Origin of the sequence: Selenomonas sp. F0473, assembly GCF_000315545.1 — a bacterium.
Lineage (GTDB): Bacteria > Bacillota > Negativicutes > Selenomonadales > Selenomonadaceae > Centipeda.
The window spans coordinates 837,867-858,854 of the sequence record NZ_JH992902.1; the positions used below are offsets into that span (position 1 = coordinate 837,867).

The window sequence follows — 20,988 nt, forward strand, 5'->3', positions numbered from 1 at the left end:
ATCATCCTCCCGAAAACAGCGCGTCCATTTCCGCCTGCTCGTCCACCGTCGGCGTATAGGAGCGGCGCGGAGCATCCGCGGCCGCAGGCCGCGTCCCCTCCGCTGTGTGCGGCGCGTTCCCCGCCGCGGGCGGGATGCGTTTTCCCGTAAAATCAGGCGCGCCGCCTTTATCGTTCGCGGTCATACGGCACTGCGGGAATGCAGAGCAACCCCAGAAGTCTCCGTGCTTTCCCTTGCGTTTTAGCATCACGCCGCGCCCGCAGGCGGGGCACGGCACACCGCCGCCGCACGCAATCTGCGCCGAAAGCGCGGCCGCGCAGAGTTCCCGCGCAAACGCCGCCTGTCCCGCGAGGAACGCCTCGGGCGAGCCCTCTCCCGCCGCCATCGAATGCAGCCGGTCCTCCCAAATCGCCGTCGCGTCGGGATAGGTCATCGTATCGGGCAGCGCGTCGATGAGGAGATAGGCGGTATCCGTAGGGGTCAGCACCTTCTTCTTGCCCGCGGCATTTAAAAATTTACGCCGAATCAAATCCTCGATGATGCTTGCGCGCGTCGCCTCCGTCCCGATGCCGGAGACATCGCGCAGCATCTTCTTCGCCGCCTCGTCCTTGACGTATTTGTGGATCTCCTTCATGCCCTGCAAAAGGGTTGCGGGCGTAAAGCGTGTCGGCGGCTTCGTCTGCCGCGTGCCAAGCGCGGCGGACACGAATTCCGCGCCGTCGCCCTTCTTCATCGGCGGCAGAACGCCGCTCTCCTCGTCCTCTTTCTCCGCGTCGTCCGTCTCCGTACTTTTCCCCGTACGGTACATTGCGCGCCAGCCCGCCGCACGCTCGGTCCGGCCGCGCGCAGCGAACGTCTCCCCATGGTAGGAGAGCTCGGCCTTCGTTTGGTCGTAAACATAGTTCGGGTAAAACTGCGCGATATAGGCGCGTGCGATCAGTTCGTAAATGCGCCGCTCCGGCTCGCCGAGGCGCGCAAGGTTCACGGGCACCGTCGTCGGGATGATCGCGTGATGCGCCGTGATCTTCTCATCGTTCCACGCGCGCGACTTCTTCGATGCGTCCGCAGCCGCCGCCCACGCTGCAAGCGCCGATCCCTCCAGCGCCGCGAGATTCGAGAGGATCTTCGGCGCATCCTTATGCTGGCTCCTCGGCAAATACTCCGCGTCTGAGCGCGGATAGGTCGTCAGTTTCTCCTCGTACAGTTTCTGCGCCGTATCGAGCACCTGCTGCGGCTCGTACCCGTACCGCTTGCCCGCGAGCACCTGCAGCGCCGAAAGCGAGAAGGGCAGCGGCGGCGGCTCCTCCTTTTTCTTGCGCTCGTATTTGACGATTTTCCCATCCTGCGGCGCCGCGCCAAACTGCTCGGCCGCCGCGCGTGCCGCCGCTTCGTCGACGAGACGCCCCTCCGCGTCGAGCGGCGTGCGTTCCTCCGACGGCTTCCACCGCGCACGAAACGATTCCCCCGTCCCCTCGTGCCGGAATACAGCGTCGAGGAGATAGTATGTCGCGGGTTTGAAGTTTTCGATCTCCCGTTCCCGCCGCACGACGAGCGCCAGCGTCGGCGTCTTGACCCTGCCGATCGGCAGGACAAGCCGCGCATGCCCCGCGCGGCGTGCCGCAAGCGTATACGCGCGCGAGAGATTCATCCCGACGAGCCAGTCCGCGCGGGCGCGGGCGAGCGCCGACAGTTTCAGCGGGAGAAAATCCGCATTGTCGCGCAGATCGCCGAGCGCGTCCCGGATGCTCTTGTCGTCGAGCGCGTTGATGAGGATGCGGCGCACGGGCTTCGTATTCCCGAGATAGTCCAGCACCTCGTCCACGAGCAGCTGCCCCTCGCGGTCGGGGTCGCCGCCGTGCACGATCTCGTCCGCGCGCTCGATCAGTCCCTTCACGACGCCGAACTGCTGCGCTGCGCTCTCATTCACGACGAGCCGCCACTCCTCCGGCAGAATCGGCAGGTCTTCGGCGCGCCAGCGCTTCAGCCGCGCATCGTATTCCTCGGGCTCAGCCTGCCGCAGCACATGTCCGAAGAGCCACGTCACGACGCCCCCGCCCGTCTCGATCCAGCCGCTGCCCTTGCGGTGCGGCTGCGGCAGACACGCGGCGAGCGCGCGCCCGACGCTCGGTTTTTCCGCGATATAAAGCCTCATGAAAATACCTTTGACAGCGCCCAAATAATCAGCGCCAGCCAAAGAACGAGCACCGCCGTCGCGCCGACCAGCACCATCGTCCCGTAGCGCAGCACGCGCCGTTCACTCTCCTCGCGCACATAGGGCGGCAGCATCCGCACGAGGAACTCCGTCGCCAGAGGCAGGATCACCGCATCGTCCAGCGCCCCGAGCACGGGGATCGCATCGGGGATGATATCAATCGGGCTGACGAGATAGAGCAGCGCCAGCGGGAAGAGCACCTTCACCGCGCGCGGCGTGTCCCGCCGCATCATCGCAAAAAAGAGCACCGCGATATCGCGCCGCAGCGCCTGCAGCAGCATCACAATCCGTATCATAAGAACCTCCGTCCGCACATCCTTTGTCCTTGTAGTATACCACCCCCGCGCCATGTTTTCAAAAATTATTCCGCCGCGATCACTTCAAAATACTTCTCCGGGTGCCCGCAGATATCCGTCTGCATGTCCTCCTGCAGATAGAGAATACAAACGCTCAATACGCCGAACGCAATGCGACCGGAATCGAACGTGCCGCGCCCCCCAAATCACAGACATACGGCTCCCTTAACGTAAAAGACCGCCGCGCACGGAGCGCGGCGATCCCATGGTCGGCGATTGATTTATTTGAGCGTAATGAGCGGTTTGCCCGTCATTTCCTTCGGAATGGGAAGCCCCGCAAGCGTCAGCAGCGTCGGCGCGATGTCGCAGAGCGCGCCCGTATGGACTTCCTTCACGCGGTCGGAAACGACGATGAACGGCACAGGGTTCGTGGTGTGTTTCGTGAACGGCTGATTCGTCTCGTAGTCCCACATCTTGTCCGCGTTGCCGTGATCCGCCGTGATGCAGACCTCGCCGCCGACCTCCCGAATCGCGTCGACAAAGCGCCCGACGCAGGTGTCGACGGTCTCGACCGCCTTGACGACGGCGGGCACGACGCCCGTGTGGCCGACCATATCGCAGTTCGCATAATTGAGGATGATGAAATCGTACTTGCGCGACTTGATCGCCTCGACGACTTTGTCCGTGACCTCGATCGCGCTCATCTCGGGCTGGAGGTCGTACGTCGCGACCTTCGGCGAGTGGACGAGGATGCGGTCCTCGCCCTTGTACGGCGTCTCGACGCCGCCGTTGAAGAAGAACGTGACGTGCGCGTACTTCTCCGTCTCGGCGATGCGCAGCTGCGTCATGCCGAGATCCTGCACGTACTGACCGAAGGTGTTCGCGATGCTCTCCGGCGGGAACGCGACGAGCGCGTTCATGCCCGCCTCGTACTGGGAGAACGTCACAAACGGAATCTTCAGCGACTCGTCGCGCTTAAATCCGTCGAACTTCTTATCCACAAAGGCATGCGTGAGCTGGCGCGCGCGGTCGGGGCGGAAATTGTAGAAAATCGCGCCGTCGCCGTTCTTCATCCCGGGATACCCCGCGACGACAAACGGAACGACGAACTCGTCCGTCACGCCCTCGGGCTTTTCGCTCGTATCGGCATAGGAGGCGAGCAGTCCTTTGATGGCCGAGGGCGCAGTTGTCTTCGCCTTGGCGTGCGCGATCGCCTCGTAGGCGAGCTGCTCGCGTTCCCAGCGATGATCGCGGTCCATCGCATAGTAGCGTCCCGCAACGGTCGCAATCTTGCCTTCGCCGATCTCCGCCGCTTTCTTCTCCACAGCCTCGAGGTATTCCTTCGCGCTCTTTGGCGGAACGTCGCGCCCGTCGAGGAACGCGTGGATCCAGACGGTCTTGATCCCCTCGCGATGCGCAAGTTCGAGCGTCGCAAAGAGATGATCTTCGTGGCTGTGCACGCCGCCCGGGGAGACGAGCCCCATCACATGCAGCGCGCCGCCGCTCTCCTTCACGCCGCGCACAATCTTAAGCAGCGCCTCGTTCTTAAAGAAGTCGCCGTTCCTGATATCGCGCGTGATGCGCGTGAGCTGCTGGTAAACGATGCGGCCCGCGCCGATGTTCGTGTGCCCGACCTCGGAGTTGCCCATCTGCCCGTCGGGCAGGCCGACGTATTCGCCGGACGCGTTGATCTCATTGTGTTTATACTTCTTGAGCAGCCCGTCGATGACGGGCGTCTTTGCCATCGCGATGGCGTTGTATTTCATATCGTTCGGGTCGCCGTCGCCGAATCCGTCCATGATGATGAGGGCAACCGGAGCATTTTTCAGTTTTGCCATGATAAACTCTTTCTAAGAGCAATGTGCTCGCAGAGGAAATCAGAAATTAACGATCGCGGCAAAATCCTTCGCCTTGAGCGCCGCGCCGCCGACGAGCGCGCCGTCGACGTTCGGCTTCTTCATGAGACCCGCGATCGTCTCGGGCTTCACGCTGCCGCCGTATTGAATGCGGATCGCATTCGCCGCGGCTGCGCCGTATTTCGCTTTGACAGTCGCACGAATATGAGCGCAGACTTCTTCCGCCTGTTCAAAGGTTGCGGTCTTGCCCGTACCGATCGCCCAGATCGGCTCGTAGGCGATGACGAGTTTCGCGACCTCCCTCGCCTTAAAGCCCGCGAGCGCGGCCTCGATCTGATACGCGACGTAGGCGAGATAGGTGCCCGCCTCGCGGATCTCGAGCGACTCGCCGCAGCAGATGATCGGCGTGATGCCCGCCGCGTAGGCCGCACGCGCGCGCTTATTCACGCCCTCGTTCGTCTCGCCGAAGTAGTCGCGGCGCTCGCTGTGGCCGAGCACACAGTAGGAAACGCCGATCTCGGCGAGCATATCCGTCGAGATCTCGCCCGTGTAGGCGCCGCTCTTTTCCCAGTGCACATTCTGCGCGCCGACCGCGATATTCGTTCCTTTGACCGCTTTGGCGACGGCAGCGAGCGCCGTTGCCGCGGGGCAGACGACGACCGCGGCCTTCGCCCCCTTCACGAGGGGGGCAAGCGCTTTCACAAGAGCCTTGCCCTGCGCGATCGTATTGTTCATCTTCCAGTTGCCCGCAATAATCGGTGTTCTTGCCATATTGAAATCCCCTCTTCCAAGTTTTAGCAATTATTTATCCGCAATGGCGTCGATGCCCGGAAGCACCTTGCCTTCGAGGAGTTCGAGGGTGGCGCCGCCGCCCGTCGAGATGTGCGAAATCCGGTCGGAAAGCCCGGTCTTCTTGAGCGCCGCGATGGAGTCGCCGCCGCCGACGATGGACGTCGCGCCCTCCTTCGTCGCCTGCGCGACCGCACGGGCGACCGCCTCGGTGCCCTTTGCGAACGCGTCGAACTCGAACACGCCCATGGGGCCGTTCCAGATGACGGTTTTCGCCCCCTTCAGGGCCTTGACATATTCCTCGGACGTCTTCGCGCCGCTGTCGAGCGCCTGCCAGCCGTCGGGCACCTTGTCCACGTCGACCGTCTGCGTTTTGGCATCCGCCGCAAACTTGTCCGCAATGACGAGATCCACGGGGAGGACGACCTTCACACCCTTCTTCGCCGCCTTGTCGAGGAGTTCCTTGGCGAGCGGGATCTTGTCCTTCTCCACGAGCGAATTGCCGACGGGATAGCCCTTCGACGCGTCAAAGGTGTGCGCCATGCCGCCGCCGATGATGATGGTGTCCACCTTGTCGATCATGTTCTCGATGACGCCGATCTTTTCCGAGACTTTCGCGCCGCCGAGGATCGCGACAAACGGGCGCCGCGGCGCCTCAAGCGTCTTGCCGATGTAGTTGATCTCCTTCTCCATGAGGAAGCCCGCAACCGTCTCGAGGTCGGCGGTAATGCCGACGTTCGAGGCGTGCGCGCGGTGGGCCACGCCGAACGCGTCGTCCACGGCCACATCCGCAAGCGCCGCGAGATGTTTTGCAAAGGCGGGGTCGTTCTTCTTCTCCTCCTTGTGATAGCGGAGGTTTTCGAGGAGCAACACCTCGCCGGGCTTGAGCGCGCCCGCGGCCTTTTCCGCCGCCGGACCGACGCAGTCCGGCACCCATTTCACCTCTTTGCCAAGGAGTTCCGAAAGCCGCGCTGCGACGGGCTTCGTCGAGAACTGCGGCTCGCGCGCCTCCGTCGGGCGCCCGATGTGGCAGGCGAGAATGACCGCCGCGCCGCCGTCCAAGAGATAATTGATCGTCGGCAGCGTCGCGCGGATGCGCGTGTCGTTCGTGATGTTTTGATGCTCGTCCATCGGCACGTTGAAATCCGCGCGGACAAAGACCTTCTTACCCTTGACGTCAATATCGCGAATGGTCTTTTTATTCATATTTTCCCCTCCGTAAATAAAATTCGAGGTTCGGCCCAAACGTTCGGCCGGACCTCGAAAGATCGTGCTTATCTCATTGTTTAATTTTAGCCGAGCTCGGCAAAGTACTTGATCGTGCGGACCATCTGGCTCGTGTAGCTGTTCTCGTTGTCGTACCACGAGACGACCTGAACGAGCGTGTTGCCGTCGCCCGTATCGCTGACCATCGTCTGCGTCGCGTCGAAGACCGAACCGTAGGTTGTCCCGATGATGTCGCTCGAGACGATCTCGTCCGTATTGTAGCCGAACGACTCCGTCGATTCCTTCTTCATCTGGGCGTTGACCTGATCGACTGTCACCCTGCCCTGGACGACCGCGTAGAGGAGCGTCGTGGAGCCCGTCGGGGTCGGCACGCGCTGCGCGGCGCCGATGAGTTTGCCGTTGAGCTCGGGGATCACGAGGCCGATCGCCTTTGCCGCGCCCGTCGAGTTCGGGACGATGTTGAGCGCCGCGGCGCGGCTGCGGCGGAGATCCCCCTTGCGCTGCGGGCCGTCGAGCACCATCTGATCTCCCGTATACGCATGGATCGTCTGCATGATGCCGCTCTTGATCGGCGCGAGATCGTTCAGCGCCTTGGCCATCGGCGCGAGGCAGTTCGTCGTGCAGGAGGCCGCCGAGATGACCTTATCGGCTTTCGTCAGCACCTTGTGGTTGACGTTGAACACAACCGTCGGGAGATCGCTGCCCGCAGGCGCCGAGATGACGACCTTCTTCGCGCCGGCCTTCAGATGCGCCTCAGCCTTTGCCTTTGCCGTGTAAAAGCCCGTGCACTCGAGCACGACGTCGACGTCATGCTTGCCCCAGGGGATCTGCGCGGCGTCCGCCTGCGCGTAAATATTGATCTTCTTTCCGTTGACCGTGATGGAATCCTCGCCGGCCGCGACGGAATCCGCATACTTATAACGCCCCTGCGTGGAGTCGTACTTCAGGAGATGTGCGAGCATCGTCGGACTGGTCAAATCATTGATGGCGACGACCTCATAGCCGGGCGCGTCGAACATCTGACGGAAGGCGAGACGGCCGATACGGCCAAAACCGTTGATAGCAACCTTTACTGCCATAGAAATACCCCCTGTAATTTCCTAGTCTGAGCGCCGCAGGCCAATCCCGCCGCACCTTTTTTTCACAGTGTATATTATAAACCATTCCCAATAAAAGTCAAACCTTTTATCCCCTGTGAAGCCCTTCCCGCGCAAAGTTTTGCGCAGATGCAAAAAGCGCTTGCCGCCCCGCAAATCTTCGCTAAAATATGAATAGGGGACGACGCCGACGCTCGGCGCTTCGCGTCAAAGGGACCGCCGCATCCGCGCTAAAACAGCGTTGATGCGGCGGTCCCTATTTGTATTATAAATTCTCCCGATACCACGCGATCGCCTCCGCGACGCCCCGCTCGAAGTCGTATGCGGGAGTGTAGCCGAGTTTTTCCCGCGCCTTCGCGATGTCCGCCCCGCTGTGGCGGATATCCCCCGCCCGCTCCGGTCCGTAGACGGGCGCGATGTCCTTGCCGAGCAGTCTCTTGAGCACCGCGTACATTTCGTTGAGGCTCGACTGCTTTCCGCTCGCGATATTATAGGCCTCGCCCGCCGCCTCATGCGGCGCGGCGCAGGCAAGGAGATTTGCCTGCACGACGTCCTCGACGTAGACGAAGTCGCGCGACTGTTCTCCGTCGCCGTTGACCGTCGGCGGCATATCGCGCAGCAGCGCCTCGACGAATTTCGGAACGACCGCCGCATACGCGCCGTTCGGATCCTGCCGCCGCCCGTACACGTTAAAGTAACGCATGCCGTAGCAGTCCAGCCCATAGTGCGTCGTATACTGCACGGCGTATTCCTCCGCAACATATTTCGTTACGGCGTAGACGGAGAGGCGCCGCCCTACCGTGTCCTCCCGTTTCGGCATCGTCAAATCGTCGCCGTAGACCGCAGAGCTCGAAGCGTAGACGAATTTTTTCACATGCGCCTCCGCCGCCGCCTGCATCATGTTGACCGTCCCCATGACGTTCGTCTCCGTGTAGGCGAGCGGCCGCTCGATGCTCTCCGGCACGCTCACCGCCGCCGCCTGATGGAGCACGTAGTCGGCACCTGTGCAGACGCGCGCGCATGCCGCGAAGTCTCTGATATCCCCTTCGATCAACTCGAACTTCGGATGCGTACGGAACCCCGCGATGTTCTTCTCATATCCCGTCGACAGATTGTCGAGAACGCGCACGCGATGTCCCATCGAAAGAATGGCCCCGCATAGATTCGAGCCGATGAATCCGGCGCCCCCCGTCACGAGAAATAAGCTGTTTTTCGGAAAGTCGATCGTACGATAGTTCATCATATCCCCCGTTCGGCGACGTATTACAGTGCACAGATCCGCATCTTCCGTGCGCGGAACGTCACGACCCGCAGATCAAACGCCCGCGCAAGTTCCAGCGCGCGGTCGAAATGCGCGCCGACCGCCCCGGGCACATGCGCGTCCGAGCCGATCGTCACATACCGCCCGCCGAGCTCGCGGTAGCGGCGGTAGACGGGCGCGAGCTCTTTGATGCCGCGCGCCTTGCCGAAGCGGCGCGTATTGATCTCGACGACCGTCTCCGTCTCGACGAGCGCGCGCAGCACGCCGTCAATCTCCTCCGCAAAGTCCCCGTAGGAAATCTCCGGGTTCTCGAACGGCGCATTGCGCGCGATGTAGTCGATGTGCGCGAGCGCGTTGATATACGGATGCGCGTATATTTCCGCGCGCATGACGGAGAAGTATTCGCGGTACATCTCCTCCTTCCGACGCCCCTCGTACGCCTCGGAATGATAAAGATCCTTGACGCGCAGGAAGTGAATCGATGCGATGATGAAGTCAAACGGGACGCGCGCCGCAAACGCCGCGTTTTTCTCCCGCGCGCTCTCCATCATGCCCATCTCGACGCCAAGAGAGAGCCCCGCGCCCCGCAGCGGCTCGTACGCCGCCCAGTACGCCTCGGGATCGAAGAGGAACGTCTCCTCCCCCGGCGCCGGATAGTCATAGTCGCAGTGCTCGGTAAAGACGAGTCCCAGCCCCTTTGCCTGCGCCGCACGCAGGGCTTCCTCCGCGGGCATCTCCGAATCCGCGGAAAACACGGTGTGCGAATGGCTGTCAAACAGCATCTTCATTCCTCCTCACGTCTGCGCATGCAAAGCCCCGACCGCATCGGAGAGGCGCGCAAACGCCTCGAGCGAAAGCTGCTCCCCGCGCGCGTTCTCCCCGATTTCCGCCGCCGCGAGGGCGGCGCGAATCGCGTCCTTTGTCAGCCCCGCAGCCGTGAGCGCGTTCAGCAGCGTCTTGCGCCGCTGGCCGAATGCGGCGCGGATGAGACGGAAGAACAGCTTTTCATCCGCGGGAAGGGCCCCCGGCGTCTCCCGCACGACGCAGGAAACGACGGCGCTCGTCACCTCCGGCGCGGGACGGAACGCGCGCGGCGGAACGTCCGTCACCATGCGCGGCGCGGTGAAATACTGCACGGCGACCGAGAGCGCGCCGTAGTCCTTCGTGCCGGGCCGCGCCGTCATGCGCATCGCCACTTCCTTCTGCACCATCGTGACGAGCCGCTCGATCGGCAGGCGCTGTTCGAGGAGCGTCATGATGATCGGCGTCGTGATGTAATAGGGCAGATTCGCGACGACCTTGAATCGTTCTCCATTTTCCAGTTTCAGCGTCTCCGGGATATCGATCTTGAGGATATCCCCCGGCACCACGGTCACATTGTCATAGCCTCTCAGCGTCTGGGCGAGCACCGCGGGGAGTTTCCGATCCACCTCGACGGCGACGACGCGCGCCCCCGTCTCCGCGAGTCCCTGCGTCAGCGTGCCGATGCCGGGGCCGATCTCGAGCACCGTGTCTCCCGCAGTCAGTTCCGCCGCATCCACAATGCCGCGCACAACGGAGGCGTCTACGAGGAAGTTCTGCCCGAGCCGCTTTCTTGCGCGCAGACCGAAGGCGTTCAATATACGGCGCGTAACCGCCGGATCGGCGATCACGGGGATGGTCGCATTCATATGAGCTCCTCAACGGCAGATTGAAACGCGGCGCGGGTAATGCCGTAGGTGTTGAGCCGCATGAGAAAGGTCTTCGCGTTCGCAAAGCCGAGTCCGAGGCGGCGGCCGATCTGCGCGCGCCGCGCGGAGGCATCCGGGGCGCCCGTCAGTCCGCAGCGGATCAGATCACGCATGGAAAACTCCTCCGCCGGCCGCTCCATCGGGGTATGCACAACGGCAAGCGCCGTGCGCACGGCGTCGGGACGCGCCTGCTCGACGCCGACATCTCCGTCCGACGGGTTCGTCGCATCCTCTGCGGGAATGAAGGCGTGTTTTGCGCGCGGGAACATCTCCGTCAGCCGCGCGCGGATGCGCTCGCCGACCGTATCGGGATCGGTGAGGACAATGATGCCGCGTGCTTCGTACGCGGCGCGAATGTCCCTCACCGTGCGGCTGCGGAGGCGAAACCCGTCCGTCACAATGCAGTCCGCCTCAACTGCGCGCCGCACCGCCGCGACGTCCATCTTCCCCTCGACAACGATCACTTCTCGAATCAACGGCTCACTCTCTCCTCAATGATAAAAACGTCCCGGCCGCGCGGTACAGCCGCGCGTGAATCTCTTCGACCGGGTCCGGGACCCCGTCTGTGCTCGAGGGGATACGCACCCAGCCGTAACGCTCCGCGAGCAGGACATAGGCGTCGTGCGTACGCGCAAGATAGTCCGCGTCGCGCTCGTGGATATCGGGCGCGGCGCCGCTTTTCTCCGCGCGCGCCGCAATGAGGCGCTGTGCCGCCGCAGGCTCCATATCGAGGAAGAACACGGCGTCCGGCACGGGCAGCCCCATCTTATTGAATTCGAGGTCATAGAGCCAGTCGAGATAGGCGTCGCGCTGCGCCGCATCAGATATCTTCACCGCCTGATGCACCATATTCGACGTCGTATAGCGGTCGGCGAGCACAACGGCACCCGCCTCATAGTCCCGCCCCCACTTCGTCCGATAGGAGGCGTAGCGATCTACGGCAAAAAAGGTCGATGCGGCATAGGCGTTCACATCGGCCGCATGCGCGCCGAAATCGCCGCGCAGATACATCCGCACAAGCGCCGACGAATCCGACGCATAGTCGGGAAACGCGACGGGAACGACACGGTGCCCGTCCCGTACCAGCCGCTCCGCGAGGAGCCGCGTCTGCGTCTCCTTGCCCGAGCCGTCCCCCGCCTCGATGATAAAGAGTTTGCCCCTTGCCATAGTCATCCTTCCGCCGTCACCAATATCGTTTCGAGGGACACATCCGCCGCCCCCACAACATGCGCGCCCGCGGCTTTCATTTCGCGCAGATAAGAGAGCGCCGCCGTATCGACCGCATCGCCGGGCGCGAGCACGGGAATCCCCGGCGGATAAAAGACAATCGTCTCCGCCGCCGTGCGCCCCGCTGCGCGGGCCGCAGGGACGCGTTCATGCCGCGCAAAATACGCCTCCCGCGGCGTGCGCATCACACGCGGCAGGGGCGGCATCTCCGACAATCCGGGAACCGCATCCTCCGCGCCGGCGGCGCCGCTGCGGCGCGCGGCCATTCTCTTCAGCGCCGCCGCGATCCGCCCCGTCTCCCGCGCGCCGTCCGCATAGGATAGCAGGAAGAGCACGTTGCGCGCATCCGAGAGTTCGCAGGCGATATTCTCGCGGCGCAGCTCCTCCTCCGCGGCAAACCCAGAGAGGCCGAGCCCCGCAACGCTCACAGTCACCTTCAACGGGTCGAGCGCGGCGCGCCCGGGCGCCCCCATCGATTCCGCGCCGAACGACCGCAGCCCGGGCAGCTTGTTTATCCGTGCGCGCAAGGCCTCCGCATCACGCGCGGCCGCACCGAGCCGTGCGCCCCCTTCCTCCGCCATCTGCAGGCGCGCCGCGTCGAGCGAGGCGAGCAGGATCTCGTTCGGGCTCGTCGACTGGAGGATGCCCGACGCCGCGCGGATACGTTCGGCGGAGACGCGTCCGCCGCGCGCGAGCAGCATCGAGGTCTGGGTGAGCGAACCGAGCGTCTTATGCGTACTCTCGGCGGAGAGATCCGCCCCCGCCTGCATCGCAGACGGCGGCAGCGCATCGGAGAATGCAAAATGCGCCCCGTGCGCAGCGTCCGTGAGAACGAGCATATTGCGTTCATGCAGGAAGTCGGCGATCTTAGGTAGTTCATTTGCGACGCCGTAGTAGGTCGGATAAACGAAGAGCCCGGCGCGCGCCTCCGGATGTTCCGAAACGGCGCGCCGCACCTCCGCAAGCGACACGCCCATCGCGATGCCGAGCCGTTCGTCGGTCTCCGGCCGCATGTAGACGGGGCGCGCCCCAACGAGGATCAGCCCGCCCACGATCGAACGGTGCGCATTGCGCGGCACGAGCACCGTATCGCCGGGCGCGAGCGCCGCCATAAGCATCGTATGAACCGCGCCCGTCGTCCCGTTGATCATGAAATACGCGGTATCCGCCCCGTACGCCTCCGCCGCGAGTTCTTCCGCCGCGCGGATACACCCCGTCGGCGCGTGGAGATCGTCGAGCTCCGCCGAAAGCGAAACGTCCGCGCGCAGTCCCGTCTCCGTCAAGAAACTGCGCAGAAGAGGGTGCGCCCCGCGCCCTCCTTTATGCCCCGGCGTGTGCATCGGCGCGATACCAAGTCCCGCATAGGTCAGCAAAGACTCCGCAATCGGCGCTTTCACTCCTCCACCATGCGGTTCTCTACGCGCAGATGCACCTTCGTCCCCTTATGCGGCGCGGAAATGATCTGGATCGCCGCGCCGACGAGCTTGGCGCGCTCCTCCATGCCGATCATGCCGAAATGCCGCCCGCGTTTGCGCCGCTGCAGTTCCATATCGAAGGCGTCGTCCGCATCCTCCGACGGCTCTTCGCTCGTATACTTGGTATCAAAGCCGACGCCCTCGTCCGCGACGAGCACCGTCAGCGCCCGGTCCGTATAGTGCATCCGCACGCGCACCTTGTCCGTCCCGGCATGGTTCGCCACATTGTTCAGCGCCTCCTGCACAATGCGGAACACGGCGATCTCCACATGTTTCGGCAGCGGATAATACGTCCCTTCGAGACTGAACGTCCCGCGCAGCTTGCCGCGCTCGCCGAAGAGCCGGATGAGCTGCTCGACCGCCTGCGGCAGGCCGAGATCGTCGAGCGCCATCGGGCGCATGTCGAAGATGATCTGCCGCACGCTCGTGAGGCATTTGCGGATCTCGTTGCGCAGTTCTCCGAGCGTTTCCTTCGCCGCTGCCATATCCTGATCCATCAGGCGCTCCGTGATGCTCGTTGTGAAAAGGAGGTTCGCCAGATCCTGCGCGGGGCCGTCGTGGATCTCCCGCGAGATGCGGTAGCGCTCCTCCTCCGTCGCCTTGATGATGCGCGCGCCGACGAATTTATCCTTCTGCACCGCCTCGATCTTCCAAATGACGCCGCTGACCTGCGTGCTGAGATAACTGAGCACCGACCCGATCGCGAGCGCCATATGCTCCGCGCGTTCGACCATTGTGAAGAGATAGCGCAGACGGATCTCGAGTTTATCGCGTTCGACGCGCATTTGCTGCTCCTTCTCGCGCTCGATCGCAAGGTTGATCTGGATGATGGAGACATTCTCGTAGGTCTTGCGGATCTCATCCTCCGAGAACTCCGAAAACCTGCTGCTGACTTCGGCGAGCCGCTGTTTCGCCCGCTGCTCCTCAGCGGCAAGGCCGTCCACGCGCTCGATCGTCGCGGCAACGTTCTTCTTTAGTTCTATCAGGCGCCGCCGCGCTTCGTCCAGCTCTCTGCGCGTATTCTGGTAGATGTCGAAGATCTGCGTCTTATTGTCCTCGATCGTATCGATCGTATTCGTCAGCAGACGGCGCAGCTGACTCTCCTCGAGCCCCTCCGTCTCCCGCTCGTCCCGTGCGCGGCTCTGCCCGCGCGGATGCCCGTTACGTTTGCTCATGATCCCCCTCCTGCTCTGTGTGACCATTCTACCCTATTTTACCGCAAAAGTCACGCCGCCGATACGATTCATCCTTTTCCTTTCATCTTGCTTTTTTCTTAAAAAGTCTGTAAAATAACAAATCGGAGAGAACAGCGCGCACGCGCAAAAAATAAACGAAAGCATAGGTGATTCCGAATGAGCATCTTCTCACGCTTCCTCCCGAAGCGCAAACCGCCCGAAATCAAGAACAACATCCCGAAGGAAAAAGAGAACATCCGCAAAACCTTCGGCATATACTGCGGCAAACATCACGAAAAGCGCGGCGACAAGCTCTGCCCGCACTGTACGGCGCTCCTCGCGACCGTCTTTACCAAAATCGACCGCTGTCCTTACGGCATCACGAAGCCGATCTGCGACCGCTGCGACCGTCCGTGTTTCGGGCCAAAGGCGACGCGGGAGTTTCTCACGATCATGCAGGGAACGCAGCGCGGCATGCTGTTCCGCCACCCCGTCATGACGATCAAGCATAAGCTCGCGGGCATGGGCGTCGACTATGCCAGACATCAGCAGCAGAAAAAGCTGGACGACAAGGTCAAAGCGCGCGAGCGGGCGGCAAAAGAGCGCGCCAAGGAACGAAAGAAAAAATAATTGACATACAAAAACCTCCCGTCGGCGCAAGCCGTACAGGGAGGTTTTCTTTTGTCTTTTACGCGAGCTTCTTGATATATTCCTTCAGCTCGTCGGCCGCGTGGGTCACACGCGAGAGGTTCGCCGTGATCTCCTGCGTCGAGGCCGCCTGTTCCTGGCTGATCGCCCCCGTCGTCTCGATGGATTTCGAGATATCGTCAACCGCGCGGTTCATCTCGTTCAGCGTCACCTGAATGCGCTCGGTCGCTTCGCGCGACTGCTCGGCGAGTTTGCGCACCTCTTCGGCGACGACGGCAAAACCGCGCCCCTGTTCGCCCGCGCGCGCCGCCTCGATCGCGGCGTTAAGCCCGAGGAGGTTCGTCTGACCGGCGATGTTCGTGATGAAATCGATGACCTTAATGGTATCGGCATTGCGCTCCTGCAGGAACTTCGCCTGCTCCACCGACTCCTGCCCCGCGTTGGCAAGCTCCGTCGCGCTCTGAGCGACCTGCTCGATCGCCTGGTAGACGGTCTGCGTCGATGTCGCGATCTCCTCGATCGCGGACAAGAGGCGCTCGTGGTCAACCTTCGTCTCTTCTGACATGTTTCTACTTCCTCCCTGATCACCCGGGTGTCAATCATTCCCCACGGCATTGTTCGCTACGATTTTTATTCAACGAAAAGTTTAAAAAACCTTCCCGCGGGCAAAATTTTCTCCGCCTATTTTTCCGGCATCAAGACGATATGCACCGGCAGATTCGACGCGCCGGGCGGCGAGTACTCGAACGTTACCGGCTGATCGCTCGGATAGGCGCCGAGATCGGAGAGTTCCGTATACCGCGTCAAAAAGAGCGTGGCCTCCCCGTGCGCGATACGCTCCGGCTCCGCCACAGTCTGATCGCCGAAATACGGACGGTTCGCAGGCGTTTCGATGAGACGCGTCTGCCCGCCGCTCCGGACGCGCACGGCGCCCGCATAGACGCCGCCGAGGGGACTGAGGAAGTACTGCGTCCGCGCCCTGCCGCTCGTCGGTATGCTGATCCGGTAAAGGAGACCGTAATTGCCGTAATTGACGGCGGGCGTGCCGTCCGTCGCGTCGATCCCGGAGAGATAGGTATCGTACAGATTATCGCCGATGGAAAAATAGACCGCGCCGTCTCGTTCCGGATAGTAGACCCGCTGCGACGTAACGACGCGGTCCATCCCTCGGAACGTCCCGCGCAGCGCGACCTCGTCGCGCGGCAGCACCCGCGCCGTGCGCAGGAAGGCAAACGGATCCACATCCGCGCCGTACATGATCACGGAGACGCGCACGGGCGCGCTCGCGTTGAAGTCGTAGACGCCGTAGACGAGTTCTCCCGGCCGGAGAATCGTTTCATCCATCTCAGGCGTCAGCAGACGCGGGCGCTCCTTCGTCACATGAATGCGTTCGGTCATCTCATGCGTGTCAAAATAGCCGATCTGCGTCGCCTTGCCGACGCGCAGATAATCGACGCTCGGCTCGCTCGCGGCGCCGCGCGTCACGGAAACGACCGCCAGATCGGCCTCCGTCTCGAGAACGACCGCCACCTTTTTCGGCGAGGCCGTATCGTTCAGATGATAGTAGAGCACGCGCGCATCGCCCGTCACCGTATCGCGGTAGAGGATGCCCGTCTCCTTGACGTACTCCGGACTGTCCGAAAAGAGCAGCGTTCCGCCCGTATCGTAAGACTCCACCGTCCAGCGGCGCATCGTCCGCGGCGTCTGCTCCGGCAACGCTTTTGCCGCGCGGCTCCTGTCCCCGAGGATATCCGCCACGCGGCTGCGGATATTCGCCTCGGCCGCGCCGCGTTCCCGCGCAACCGTTGTGCCCTCCCTCGGGTGCGCCTCTGCCGTCTGTCCCATCGCGACAATGAGCGGCGCGAGGAGCAGCGCCGCCGTTTTCCCCAAAATTCCCTTTTTCATTCTCTCTTGGTTCCCTTTCCTCGTTTATGATCTGCGCAGCAAATAGAGCATTTCCCGCGCACGTTCCCGGATGCCGTCCGGCAGTTCCGTAACGCGCTCTTCGAGCCGTGCCGCCAGTTCCGCCTTAAACAGACGCAGACGGAACTCCGTGAGCCCGAAGCGCGGCGGCGGGATGTTCACGCGGCGGAGACGATACGGATCCGTCTCCGTCGTATTGAGCCCCGCCTCCCCCGTCACGGCCGTCAGATAGTTCTCCGCGGCGAGCATCTCGACGATCACATCGTCGTAGGACCCGTTCGGATAGGAGAAACTGTAGATCGTTTTCATGCCGTTCCACTCGAGCAGGAGCTTCGAGAGGCGGATCTCGTCCAGCTGCCGTTCGCGCGGGAGAGTCGTCAGCGGAATATGGTTCGCCGTATGGCTGCCGATCTCCATGCCGTGCGTCTCAAGCGCGCGCAGATTATCCCACGTCATATAGCCGGGCTTGCCGATGTCGTTCGTCACCATGTAGAACACGCCCTTCATGCCCCGCTCGTCGAGCATCGGCAGAATGACGCGGTAGTTGTCCTCATAGCCGTCGTCAAAGGAAAGGACGACGGGCTTTTCGGGCAGCACCTGCTTCCCCTTGCGCGCGCGCGCGTAGTCCTGCGGCGTAACGGTCGTATATCCCTCCCGACGGAGGTAGTCGAGCTGCTCCGCGAAGTCCGCGGGCGGCACGACATACGGTTCGGCGCCGGGGCGCGGATGCTCCGTCACCATGTGATACTCTAGGATGGGAAATCCTGCGGGCGGCGGCGCCGTAACGAGCCATGCAAAGAGCCCGAGCAATACCCACAGCGGCAGTGTCAGGAGCCGACCGATCGTTTTCCGCAAAACTTTATACCTCCTCCGCCGCCGCGCGGATCTTCCGCAGGCGATGGCTCATGCCCGATTTACTGATATGACAGAGCGCGGCGAGTTCCGCCATGCTGATCTCCGGATGGGCGCGGCGCATCTCTGCCGTCTCCCGCAGATCCTCCGGCAGCGCCTCCAGCCGCCCGGCCGCGGCAAGGCGCTCGATCGCCGCCAGCTGATCGGCGGCCGCGTCTACGGCGCGCCGGACATTCGCCATCTCGACGTTGACGAGCCGGTTGACCTGCGCGCGCACCTCTTTGACATTGCGCGCGACCTCGATCTCCTCCGCGGCCTCCTCCGCGCCGATGAGCGAGAGGAAGTCCATCACGGCGTCGCCCTCCTTGAGGTAGACGACGTAGAGATCGCGCCGGTCGGTCAGCCCCACGGGGAAGCCCATGCGGCGCAGGAGCATATGAAGTCCGCGCCCTAACGTTTCGCTGCGCGCCGTGAGTTCGAGGTGACAGCTCGCCTCGGGGCGGTTCACGCTCCCGCCGCCGAGGAAAGCGCCGCGCAGATAGGCGGCGCGGCAGCATTTTTTGCGCAGGAGCGCCATATCTGTCCCCGCGCGCAGTTCTCCCTCCTCGAGAAAGCCGAGCCGCGTGAGCAGCGGCGTCGCGGCGGTGCCGGCCGCGATGTTGACGATGTAGATGCGCCGCCGGAGCTGCGGTCTGCGCTCCATCGCAACCGACGTCTCGATCTCCGCATCCATATTGTGCAGGAGACGGATCACGCGGCGGGCGACCGCCGCCCCCGTCGTCTCGAACCGCAGGCCGCGGCCGTGTCCCGCGTCCGTCGCCGCAGACGCTCCCATGCGCAGGAGCGCGGCAAGCTCCGCCGTTTGGCAGCAGACCCGATCCGCATCCGTACGCGAGAGCGCGTTTTTCACATCCGAAGCAAACGACGGCATGTCAGTGCACCCGGAAGTCGTAGATCATGCGCATAACGTTCCGGCTGAGCTTATCCGGATCGTGGCGCACGGCGTCGGACTGATTGACGATATCTGCGCCGACGAAGCCGATGCCGAGCGCGTTGATCGCCTCTTCGTCCACCCTGACGGGGCAGATGCCCTCCGCCGCGTATTTTCGCCTGAGCGCGGGCGAGATCGGCGCGTTGTTCACCAGCATGAAGTCGATGGCGCCGCGCCCCGCGTGCTTTAATATCGCCTCCGCGTGCATGGACGCTGTATAGCCGTCCGTTTCGCCGGGCTGGGTCATGACGTTGCAGATGTATATTTTGAGCGCGCGGCTTTTCCGCAGCTCCGCCGCCACACCGTCGACGAGCAGGTTCGGCATGATGCTCGTATAGAGGCTCCCGGGCCCGAGGACAATCGCGTCCGCCGTGCGGATCGCCTCGAGCGCCGACTCCACGGGCGCGGCATCCGGAGGAAAGAGCCGCACGCTGCGGATCCGCCCCGGGGCCTCCGGGATATGGGATTCGCCCTCGACGACCGTCCCGTCCTCGAGGATCGCGTCGAGCCTGACGGATTCCTTCGACGCGGGGAGCACGCGCCCTTTCACCGCGAGAACCTTCGAGGACTCCCGGAGCGCCGTCTCCATATCGCCCGTAACCTCGGCCATCGCCGCGAGGAAAAGATTGCCGAAGCTGTGCCCCGCGAGATTGCTGTGTCCCTCGAAACGGTACTGGAAAAGCTTCTCCATCAACGGCTCGGTGTCCGCAAGCGCGACGAGGCAGTTGCGCAGGTCGCCGGGCGGGATAATGCCGAGTTCTTCGCGCAGGCGCCCGGACGAGCCGCCGTCGTCCGCGACCGTGACGATCGCCGTCACGTTGCTCGTCAGTTCCTTGATGCCGCGCAGCAGAACGGAGAGGCCGTGCCCGCCGCCGATGACCGCCACCGACGGACCGCGGCTGAGGCGTGTCTTTTCATAGACGAGGTCCACGAGACGCGCGGACGCCCCCTCGGGCATAAGCGCCGTGATGATCGCGCGGATGACGCGCCGCATCGCCACAAGCATGAGAATACTGCCGACGGCAATGAGCAGGGCACCCGCAATCGCCGTAAATATGTAATCATAGCTGCCCTGCCAAGTATAGACGAACCGAAAGATCGCCTCCTCGACGGCGTCGAGGTATTGGTAGTTGAACACGAGCGCTACGCCGAGACTGACGCAGATCGTGCCGAGCGCAAATGCGAACAGCCAGCGCTTGAACCCGATCCCGGGGTAGAGCCATTTCATGAGATGCATGGATTACCCCTCGCTCACGTGTTCCTGCACCTCGTTTTTCATGAGATCGCGGTGCTCAAGGCGTACGGCGTACCGGCTCTTGATGCGGTCGTAGAGATGCTTTGCGATGAAGACGCTGCGGTGCATGCCGCCCGTACAGCCGACGGCAATCACGAGCTGGCTCTTGCCCTCCTTCTCGTAGTTCGGCAGGAGGAAATCGACGAAATCGTCGAGATGACGCTCAAATTTCTGCGTCACATCCCACGACTCGATATAGGACGCGACCTGCGGCACCGTGCCGCTCTTGCTGCGCAGATTATCCACGTAGAACGGATTCGGCAGGAAACGCACGTCGAAGACGAGATCCGCGTCGAGCGGCACGCCGTATTTAAACCCGAACGAGAGCACGGTCACGTTCATGACCGCGTCGCTGCCCGGCGTATCGTAGTGCTCGCGGATGATCTCGCGCAGCTCCGTCTTGCGCAGCCGAGACGTGTCCACGATCTGTGTGGCGCGCTCGCGCACGGGGGCGAGCTGCGCCCGCTCGCGCGTCACGCCCTCGGAGATGCGCGCGGCGGGGGCGAGCGGATGCGGACGGCGCGTCTCCTTGTAGCGGCGGATGATCACGTCGTCCGACGCCTCGATGAAGAGCAGTTCGTAGGAGATATCCCCCGCGTCGAGCTCGTCGAGGATCTGCACGAACGCGTCGAAGAACTCGCGGCTGCGCGTATCCACCACGATGGCGGCGCGGCTGATCTGTCCGTGCGTCTCGCGGCAGAGATCGATGAATTTCGGAATAAAGACCGGCGGCAGATTGTCCACGCAAAAATAACCAAGATCCTCCATGTACCGCGCCGCCAGCGTTTTTCCGCCGCCCGACATGCCCGTGATGATCACGGGGCGGAATTTTTCGGCCGCTTTTGCATTCTTCTCGCTCATCATATCACCTCGCATATGCACCGAAATGCCTTCCTCATGTCGTTCGCGCGCGTCTTGCCGAAAGGGCGCGCATG

The 20,988-nt window shown here is 62.9% G+C and carries 20 protein-coding genes; 1 reads left to right on the forward strand and 19 read right to left on the reverse strand.

The genetic code is table 11. The features are described from left to right. Position 1 precedes the first annotated feature (1 nt). From HMPREF9161_RS03885 to HMPREF9161_RS03945, 13 genes are all read right to left on the reverse strand, one after another. Complete coding sequence (locus HMPREF9161_RS03885) at positions 2-2,152, reverse strand: DNA topoisomerase III (protein WP_009728377.1); 2,151 nt, start codon at positions 2,150-2,152, stop codon at positions 2-4. Then, positions 2,149-2,508 carry a YkvA family protein gene (locus HMPREF9161_RS03890; RefSeq protein WP_009728378.1) on the reverse strand — a complete coding sequence of 120 codons (360 nt, stop codon included), beginning with the start codon at positions 2,506-2,508 and terminating at the stop codon, positions 2,149-2,151. The genes HMPREF9161_RS03885 and HMPREF9161_RS03890 overlap by 4 nt, the downstream gene beginning before the upstream one ends. Before the next feature lie 281 nt (positions 2,509-2,789). Next, positions 2,790-4,346: a 2,3-bisphosphoglycerate-independent phosphoglycerate mutase gene (gene gpmI, locus HMPREF9161_RS03895; protein ID WP_009728379.1), complete on the reverse strand. Its 1,557-nt coding sequence runs from the start codon at positions 4,344-4,346 to the stop codon at positions 2,790-2,792. A gap of 39 nt (positions 4,347-4,385) precedes the next feature. Further along, complete coding sequence (tpiA, locus tag HMPREF9161_RS03900; RefSeq protein WP_009728380.1) at positions 4,386-5,135, reverse strand: triose-phosphate isomerase; 750 nt, start codon at positions 5,133-5,135, stop codon at positions 4,386-4,388. 30 nt (positions 5,136-5,165) lie between these two features. Beyond that, positions 5,166-6,359: a phosphoglycerate kinase gene (gene pgk, locus HMPREF9161_RS03905; RefSeq protein ID WP_009728381.1), complete on the reverse strand. Its 1,194-nt coding sequence runs from the start codon at positions 6,357-6,359 to the stop codon at positions 5,166-5,168. 86 nt (positions 6,360-6,445) lie between these two features. Further along, positions 6,446-7,459, reverse strand: a complete 1,014-nt coding sequence (gene gap, locus HMPREF9161_RS03910; RefSeq protein ID WP_009728382.1) for a type I glyceraldehyde-3-phosphate dehydrogenase — start codon at positions 7,457-7,459, stop codon at positions 6,446-6,448. A gap of 283 nt (positions 7,460-7,742) precedes the next feature. Then, on the reverse strand, positions 7,743-8,717 hold the full coding sequence (locus HMPREF9161_RS03915; protein ID WP_009728383.1) for an SDR family oxidoreductase: 975 nt from the start codon (positions 8,715-8,717) through the stop codon (positions 7,743-7,745). A gap of 23 nt (positions 8,718-8,740) precedes the next feature. Next, complete coding sequence (locus HMPREF9161_RS03920; protein WP_009728384.1) at positions 8,741-9,520, reverse strand: histidinol-phosphatase HisJ family protein; 780 nt, start codon at positions 9,518-9,520, stop codon at positions 8,741-8,743. A gap of 12 nt (positions 9,521-9,532) precedes the next feature. Beyond that, complete coding sequence (gene rsmA, locus HMPREF9161_RS03925; protein ID WP_009728385.1) at positions 9,533-10,408, reverse strand: 16S rRNA (adenine(1518)-N(6)/adenine(1519)-N(6))-dimethyltransferase RsmA; 876 nt, start codon at positions 10,406-10,408, stop codon at positions 9,533-9,535. Beyond that, complete coding sequence (gene rnmV, locus HMPREF9161_RS03930) at positions 10,405-10,944, reverse strand: ribonuclease M5 (RefSeq protein ID WP_009728386.1); 540 nt, start codon at positions 10,942-10,944, stop codon at positions 10,405-10,407. Before rnmV ends, rsmA begins: the two co-directional genes overlap by 4 nt. Positions 10,945-10,948: 4 nt before the next feature. Beyond that, entirely contained in the window at positions 10,949-11,635 is a 687-nt protein-coding gene (locus tag HMPREF9161_RS03935; protein WP_009728387.1) for a hypothetical protein, read from the reverse strand. A 2-nt stretch (positions 11,636-11,637) separates the two neighbouring features. Then, positions 11,638-13,092, reverse strand: a complete 1,455-nt coding sequence (locus HMPREF9161_RS03940; protein ID WP_009728388.1) for an aminotransferase class I/II-fold pyridoxal phosphate-dependent enzyme — start codon at positions 13,090-13,092, stop codon at positions 11,638-11,640. Beyond that, the gene (locus tag HMPREF9161_RS03945; protein ID WP_009728389.1) at positions 13,089-14,345 is read right to left on the reverse strand and encodes a sensor histidine kinase; all 1,257 of its coding nucleotides are present in this window, start codon (positions 14,343-14,345) and stop codon (positions 13,089-13,091) included. Before HMPREF9161_RS03945 ends, HMPREF9161_RS03940 begins: the two co-directional genes overlap by 4 nt. Before the next feature lie 177 nt (positions 14,346-14,522). Between HMPREF9161_RS03945 and HMPREF9161_RS03950 the strand changes: the two genes are divergently transcribed. Further along, a complete protein-coding gene (locus HMPREF9161_RS03950) occupies positions 14,523-14,975 on the forward strand; it encodes a nitrous oxide-stimulated promoter family protein (RefSeq protein WP_009728390.1) in 453 nt (150 codons plus the stop codon). A gap of 58 nt (positions 14,976-15,033) precedes the next feature. On the opposite strand, the gene HMPREF9161_RS03955 is transcribed toward HMPREF9161_RS03950, so the two are convergent. The 6 genes from HMPREF9161_RS03955 to rapZ form a co-directional block, all read right to left on the reverse strand. Beyond that, positions 15,034-15,558: a methyl-accepting chemotaxis protein gene (locus HMPREF9161_RS03955; RefSeq protein WP_009728391.1), complete on the reverse strand. Its 525-nt coding sequence runs from the start codon at positions 15,556-15,558 to the stop codon at positions 15,034-15,036. A 116-nt stretch (positions 15,559-15,674) separates the two neighbouring features. Continuing rightward, positions 15,675-16,898 carry a hypothetical protein gene (locus HMPREF9161_RS03960; protein WP_009728392.1) on the reverse strand — a complete coding sequence of 408 codons (1,224 nt, stop codon included), beginning with the start codon at positions 16,896-16,898 and terminating at the stop codon, positions 15,675-15,677. A gap of 24 nt (positions 16,899-16,922) precedes the next feature. After that, positions 16,923-17,771, reverse strand: a complete 849-nt coding sequence (locus HMPREF9161_RS03965) for a polysaccharide deacetylase family protein (RefSeq protein WP_009728393.1) — start codon at positions 17,769-17,771, stop codon at positions 16,923-16,925. Between the two features lie 4 nt (positions 17,772-17,775). Beyond that, the gene (whiA, locus tag HMPREF9161_RS03970) at positions 17,776-18,699 is read right to left on the reverse strand and encodes a DNA-binding protein WhiA (RefSeq protein ID WP_009728394.1); all 924 of its coding nucleotides are present in this window, start codon (positions 18,697-18,699) and stop codon (positions 17,776-17,778) included. Position 18,700: 1 nt separating this feature from the next. Next, positions 18,701-19,996: a YvcK family protein gene (gene yvcK, locus HMPREF9161_RS03975; RefSeq protein ID WP_009728395.1), complete on the reverse strand. Its 1,296-nt coding sequence runs from the start codon at positions 19,994-19,996 to the stop codon at positions 18,701-18,703. A 3-nt stretch (positions 19,997-19,999) separates the two neighbouring features. Beyond that, a complete protein-coding gene (gene rapZ / locus HMPREF9161_RS03980) occupies positions 20,000-20,914 on the reverse strand; it encodes an RNase adapter RapZ (protein ID WP_009728396.1) in 915 nt (304 codons plus the stop codon). Positions 20,915-20,988 lie beyond the last annotated feature (74 nt).